This window comes from Streptomyces mesophilus (assembly GCF_040300965.1).
GTDB classification, from domain to species: domain Bacteria; phylum Actinomycetota; class Actinomycetes; order Streptomycetales; family Streptomycetaceae; genus Streptomyces; species Streptomyces mesophilus_A.
Map to the genome: position 1 here is coordinate 1 of NZ_JBEPEW010000280.1, position 4820 is coordinate 4820.

The following is a 4820-nucleotide window of genomic DNA, read 5'->3' on the forward strand; positions in this document are numbered from 1 at the left end:
CCAGTTGCCGCTCGCGCTGCGGCTCGCCGCGGCCCGGCTGCGGCACCGGCCCGGCTGGACGGTGGGCATCCTGGTGGAGCGGATGGCCGAGGGCGCGAGCGAGTTCGACACCGCTTTCGCCATGTCCGTACGGCAGTTGGACCATGCCACGGGCCGGCTGTTCCGGCTGCTCGGGCTGCTGCCCGGCGAGACCTTCGACCCGTACGCGGCCGGAGCGCTCGCCGATGTCGCGCCGCGAACGGCACGGGAGATGCTCGAGGACCTGCTGGACGCCCATCTCGTACAGGAAAGGGCGCCCGGACGCTATCGGCTGCACGACCTGGTCCATCAGCACGCGCGGCGGGCCTGCGCGGAACAGGACGCAGAGGCGGTGCGCGAGAAGGCCCTGGGCCGGGTCCTCGACTACTACGTGCACACGGCCGCGGCGGCTGATGCGGCGATGCCGTTCCACACCGGGACGCGGGCGCCCTCGGCCGGTGCGCCGCCGGCCGCGCTGCCGCAGTTCACCGACAAGCGGGCGGCGCTCTTCTGGTACGTCACGGAGTACACGAATCTGATGGCCGCGTTCGAGGCTGCGGTGGCGGCGGGCGCCGACCGGCATGTGTGCGAGCTGCCGCGCTTCATGCGGACCTACTTCGCGCGGCGCTGCGGCACGACCCACCTCAACTTCCTGTTCGAGCGCTCGCTCGACGCCGCCCGCCGCCTGGGCGATCCCTGGCAGTTGGCCGAGGCGCACAGCGATCTGGGGTTCGCGCGGTACAACGCGGGCCGGATGGCGGAGGCGGACTCCGCGTACGCGTCGGCGCTGCCGCTCGTGGCCGAGACGGGCGACACCCGCTCCCAGGCCGAACTGGCCATGCGGCGCGGCTACTTGAAGTGGGACGAGGGCCAGGTCGAGCAGCCGCTCGAACTCTTCCGGCTTTCGGGCAGCCTGTACGAGGAGGCCGGCTGCCCGTCGGGTGCGGCCCACGCCAAGGCGTACGAGGCGTGGGCGCTGCTGCAGCTGGGGCACGGTGACGAGGCGGCCCGTCTGGCACAGGAGGCCTTGGCCGTACCGCACACCGATCCGGCCTGGCCGCCGGCCCTGACGGCCCGTATCACCCTCGGTGTCGCGCTGGCGTCCGAGGCGCCGGACGAGGCGGTGCAGCATCTGCGCCGGGCCCTGGAGCTGTCCCGCGAGGACGGGCACCGGCACAACGAGGCGTGGTGCCTCAACTGCCTCGGCGTCGCCCTGCGCCGGATGGGCCGGTACGAGGAGGCGCTAGCCTCCCACCGTGAGGCGTTCGCGCTGCTCGACGCCCTCTTCGAGGACCACTGGAAGATCCACTTCCTGGACGACTACGCGGAGACCTGCCGCCTGGCGGGACTGACGGACCAGGCCCTCCAACTGCACCGCGAGGCGCTGGAGTTGGCACCAAGGGTGGGCAACCGTCACGCGGAGGCGCTGGCCCATGAGGGGCTGGCCGCGGTGCTCGACGCCACGGACCCGGCGGCGGCCGAGCGGCACAGGGAGGCCGGGCGGGAGATTCGGGGGGAGTTGCAGGTGGTGGGTTGAGTCTCGCCGCGTGGCACTCCCCCGGCCACCTGCGTCGGCAACGGCGACAGCGTGCGTGGTGCGGACCCTGGCGTCATGACCTCGGGGCGGGCAACTCCGCGGCCACGCCCCGGTCGTAGTCCGTGCGGGCGGTCCTGACCTCCTCGATATGCGTCTCGGCCCATGCCTTGATCGCGGTCATCACCGGCAGCAGGCTGCGGCCGAGCGGCGTGAGCTCGTAGTCCACCCGGACCGGCACCGACGCGGTCACGGTGCGGCTGAGCAGGCCGTCGCGCTCCAGGGCGCGCAACGTCTGGGTGAGCATCTTCTGGCTCACCCCGGCGATGATCCGCTCCAGGTCGCTGTAGCGCAGCGGCTCGTCGGCCAGGGCGTTCAGGACCAGGCTCACCCACTTGTCGCTGATCCGGTCGAGGAGTTGGCGGGCCGGACAGGTGGCGAGGTAGGCGTCGTAGGCGGCACGCGCTTCGGCGCGGCGCTGGGCGGCGGTGCGGGTGGCCATGGCACTCCCAGGTCGGGTACGCACTCCGAGGTAGGTACTACCTGGTGGAGAGTAACGCCCCCTACGTTCGTGGCCATGAGAGCTGTGATCGTTCGTTCCTTCGGTGGTCCGGAAGTCCTCGAGGTGGCGGAGATGCCCGTGCCGGAACCGGGTTCTGCCCAGATCCGGATCCGGGTCGCCGCCGCGGCCGTCAACCCGGTGGATGTCCAGACCCGTTCCGGCGCGCTCACCGCGGGCGGCCTGCTCCCGCGGCGTGAGGTCATCGGCATCGGCTGGGACGTCGCCGGAACCGTCGACGCGCTGGGGCCGGGCGTGGCCGGTCTCCGGCGCGGCGACGCGGTGATCGGGCTTTGCGACCGGCTTGCGCTGCCGCTCAAGGCGCAGGCGGAGTACGTGGTGTTGGACGCGGACGCGGTCGCCGCGGTGCCGGCGGGCACCGACCTGGTGGCCGCGGCGACCTTGCCGCTGGGCGGGCTCACCGCCGCGCAGGCACTCGACATCGCAGCGGCCGAGGCGGGCGGGACGCTGCTGGTCACAGGGGCGGCGGGAGCGGTGGGCGGCTACGCGGTGCAGCTCGCCGCGCGGGCCGGTGTCCGGGTGGTCGCGGTGGCGGGCGCCGCGGACGAGCAGGCGGTGCGCGAGCTCGGCGCTGAGCTCTTCGTACCGCGGACCGCGGATCTGCCCGCCGCGGTCCGCGACCTCGTGCCGGGGGGTGTGGACGCGGCTGTCGACGCGGCCTCGGTGGGCGTGCTCGCGCTGGACGCGGTACGCGGCGGAGGTTCGCTGGTCGGCGTGCTCGGCAATGCGCCGACGCCGCTGCGTGGCATCCGCGTGGGCCAGGTGTGGATCCGCGCGGACGGCCCCCGCCTCGCCGAGTTGGCCGCCGCCGGGCTGCGTGCGCGGGTCGCCGATGTGCTGCCGCTGGACGCCGTCGCCGAGGCCCACCACAGACTGGCGGCGGGCGGGGTGCGTGGACGGCTGGTCCTGGTGCCCTGAATCGGGCGGGCAAAGTGCGCGGACCGTAGGCCCTGGTGCCCTGGATCCGGCGGGCGGGGTGCGCGGACCGTAGGCCCTGGTGCCCTGGATCCGGCGGGCGGGTCCTGGTGCCCTCAATCGGGCGGGGTGCGTCAACTGCTGGTGCCGGCCTGGATCCGGCGGGCGGGCCGGCAGCGGCCCGCCCCGGAAGGTCCGCCGAGGGTCAGTGGTCGTCCCAGTGCCCGTCGTGGTCGGCGTGACGGTGGCCGTCGTGCACGTAGTCGACGTGGTCGCCGTGGGGTACGGCGACATGGCCGCAGCCTTCGCCGTGCTGGTGCTCGTGGTCGCCGTGCGTGGCGTGCCCGGCCGGTTCGCACTCGTCGATGTGGTCCTCGTGCATACGGTGCAGATGGCCGTCGTGGGCGTAGTCCACGTGGTCCCCGTGCGGGAACGCCACGTGTCCGCAGCCGTCGCCGTGCTGGTGGGCGTGGGCGGAGTGGGGGGCGTGGGCAGTGGTCATGAGGTGCTCCAGAGGGCGCTCGGGCGGCGGCGGGGCACTCGGTTGCGCACCGCCGCTTGGCATCCTGCACTCCGGTGACCATGGCCTTCGGCAGCGCTCCCGGCGTGTCCGGGTCCGTCGCCCGAGCGCCTGGGGATCGCGGGCCGCGCGGGCCGGCGCGGCGCCCCGGGCATGTGCCGTCCGCGCCGACCGGTCTTCCGCGGCCACGTGCCGCGGGTGGCGAGGGCTCCACCATCCTTCTCGGTGCCTGCCGCGTGTGCCGGGCCCTCTTGGACGCCCACCCGCGCGCTCGCGCCTCCGACGCCCACCGCGTGTGCCAGGCCGTCTTGGACCCCCACCCGCGCGCTCGCCCCCACCACGTGCCCGCTCGGACCCCCACCCACGCGCGCCGCACCCGCTCCTCGTACGGCCGACACACCCCGCACCGCCTTGGCAGCACCCCGCCCCATGAGGCACGCTTCACCCTCGTGCCCGATCTGTCTGATCACTCAACTCCTGCCGTCAGCCGCATGGTTGTCTGCGGTGACGACGCGCTCGCCCAGCGGCTGGCCGGAGAGCTGCGGGAGGTGTACCGCGGGCAGGTGACGCTCGTCGTGCCGCCCGCCGGCAGCCGCTCCCCGCTTCCCCTGAGCGGCCGCGAACGGGCCGGGGTCCTGCTCGGCAGGGTCTCGGCGGCGCTCGGCCGGGGCCCGGCGGGTACGGCACCCGTACCGGACGAGGGGCAGCGCCTTGTGGAGGCCGCCGAGCTCACCGACGAGGTCCTCGCCGAGGCCGGTGTGGCGCAGGCCGCGGCGCTGGCCCTGGTGTACGACGACGACGAGACCAACATCCGCGCGGCCCTCGCCGCCCGGCGGTTCAACCCCCGGCTGCGCCTGGTGATCCGGCTCTACAACCGCAAACTGGGCCAGCATCTGGCCGAACTCCTCGACCAGGCCTCGCTGTTGGCGGACCCCGGCCTCGACACCCGCGAGATCTCCACCACGGTGCTCTCCGACGCCGACACCGCGGCGCCCGCCCTGGCCGCCGCCGCGGTGGCCGGCACCCGCAAGGTGCTCCAGGCCGACGGTCTGCTGCTGCAGGCCGTGGAGCGGCAGCCGGGCAGCGACGGATCCACCTCGGACGGGCTGTGCACCCTGGCCCTGCTCTCCGCCCCGCGCACCGACCCGCAGGGCACGGACGTGGGACCCCAACTGCTGCCCGACGACGCGGCGGTCGCCTCGGCCGAGGGGCGCGGCGCGCTGGTGCTGCAGACCGTCCGGCACAACGGCCCG

5 protein-coding genes are annotated in these 4820 nt (G+C 74.4%); 3 read left to right on the forward strand and 2 right to left on the reverse strand.

Features of this window, described 5'->3' with window-relative positions; all coding sequences use genetic code 11:
- A partial coding sequence (locus tag ABT367_RS40820) for a tetratricopeptide repeat protein (RefSeq protein ID WP_352258973.1) occupies positions 1 to 1555 on the forward strand: 1555 nt, incomplete at its 5' end.
- 73 nt (positions 1556 to 1628) lie between these two features.
- On the opposite strand, the gene ABT367_RS40825 is transcribed toward ABT367_RS40820, so the two are convergent.
- Positions 1629 to 2054, reverse strand: a complete 426-nt coding sequence (locus tag ABT367_RS40825) for a winged helix-turn-helix transcriptional regulator (protein WP_352258975.1) — start codon at positions 2052 to 2054, stop codon at positions 1629 to 1631.
- 75 nt (positions 2055 to 2129) lie between these two features.
- On the opposite strand from ABT367_RS40825, the gene ABT367_RS40830 reads away from it, so the two are divergent.
- Positions 2130 to 3050 carry an alcohol dehydrogenase catalytic domain-containing protein gene (locus tag ABT367_RS40830; RefSeq protein WP_352258977.1) on the forward strand — a complete coding sequence of 307 codons (921 nt, stop codon included), beginning with the start codon at positions 2130 to 2132 and terminating at the stop codon, positions 3048 to 3050.
- 202 nt (positions 3051 to 3252) lie between these two features.
- Here the strand turns inward: ABT367_RS40830 and ABT367_RS40835 are convergent, their stop codons facing one another.
- Positions 3253 to 3549: a hypothetical protein gene (locus ABT367_RS40835; RefSeq protein ID WP_352258979.1), complete on the reverse strand. Its 297-nt coding sequence runs from the start codon at positions 3547 to 3549 to the stop codon at positions 3253 to 3255.
- Positions 3550 to 4058: 509 nt separating this feature from the next.
- Between ABT367_RS40835 and ABT367_RS40840 the strand changes: the two genes are divergently transcribed.
- The coding region (locus ABT367_RS40840) for an NAD-binding protein (protein WP_352258981.1) at positions 4059 to 4820 on the forward strand (762 nt) is incomplete at its 3' end.